The 1,241-nt window shown below is 67.0% G+C and carries 1 protein-coding gene; it reads left to right on the top strand.

Annotated features, from left to right (window positions below):
* The first annotated feature begins 10 nt into the window (after positions 1-10).
* Entirely contained in the window at positions 11-1,117 is a 1,107-nt protein-coding gene (locus ABGA98_RS45625) for an RNA-guided endonuclease TnpB family protein (RefSeq protein ID WP_347624741.1), read from the top strand.
* Positions 1,118-1,241: the final 124 nt, after the last annotated feature.

The following is a 1,241-nucleotide window of genomic DNA, read 5'->3' as shown; positions in this document are numbered from 1 at the left end:
GATGTGAGGCATGGCGCGGATCGTGAAGCGGGCCTACAAGTACCGCTTCTACCCGACCCCCGAGCAAGCCTCCGAGCTTGCCCGGACATTCGGCTGCGTCCGCCTCGTCTACAACAAAGCCCTGGAAGAACGGACCCGCGCCTACACGCTGGAAGGCCGTCGCGTCTCCTATGTGGAGTCCTCGGCCGCCCTCACGGCGTGGAAGCGCAGCGGGGAATATGACTTCCTGTCCGAGGTGTCGTCGGTCCCTCTTCAGCAGGCGCTTCGCCATCTCCAGGCCGCGTTCGCGAACTTCTTCGCCAAGCGGGCCACGTACCCGACCTTCAAGTCCCGCAAGAAGTCGCGGGCGTCGGCCGAGTACACCCGGTCGGCGTTCCGGTGGCGCGAGGGCCGATTGACGCTGGCGAAGATGGACGCCCCGCTGGCGATCGCATGGTCGCGCCCCCTTCCTGAGGGTGCGGAGCCGTCCACGGTGACCGTGTCGAAGGATGCTGCGGGGCGCTGGTTCGTGTCCCTGCTGGTCGAGGAGGAGATCAGCCCGCTGCCGCCCGTTGCGGACAACGTGGGGATCGACGCTGGGATCACGGCGCTGGCCACACTTTCCACCGGCGAGAAGATCGTCAATCCTTGTCACGAGCGCCGCGACCGGCGCAAGCTGGCCAGGGCTCAGCGGGCTCTCGCCCGCAAGGAGAAGGGGTCGGCCAACCGGGTCAAGGCCCGCCTGAAGGTGGCCCGCGTTCACGCCCGCATCACCGACCGTAGAAGGGATCACCTGCACAAGGTCACGACACGGCTTGTTCGCGAGAACCAAGTGATCGCCGTGGAAGACCTGACCGTCCGCAACATGGTGAAGAACCACAGCCTGGCCCGCGCCATCTCCGACGCCTCCTGGCGCCAGATGCGCTCCATGCTGGAGTACAAGGCCGCCTGGTACGGGCGCACGCTCGTGGCGGTGGACCGCTGGTTCCCCTCCAGCAAGCTGTGCTCGGCGTGCGGAGCCTTGCAGGACAAGATGCCGTTGCACGCCCGCGCATGGCAGTGCGCCTGCGGCGCGGCCCATGACCGGGACGTGAACGCGGCCCAGAACGTGCTCGCCGCCGGGCTGGCGGAGAGCTGAAACGCCTGTGGAGCTGGTGTAAGACCTCAACGAGAATCCTCTCGGACGGGCAACCGGCGATGAAGCAGGAACCCTCACGGGCGACCGTGGGAATCCCCCTCCTTCAGGAGGGGGAGGATGTCAA

Source organism: Nonomuraea sp. B1E8 (assembly GCF_039871515.1).
Taxonomy (GTDB): domain Bacteria; phylum Actinomycetota; class Actinomycetes; order Streptosporangiales; family Streptosporangiaceae; genus Nonomuraea.
Note: the sequence above shows the minus strand (reverse complement) of the source record. Positions and strands in the feature narration are given on the sequence as shown.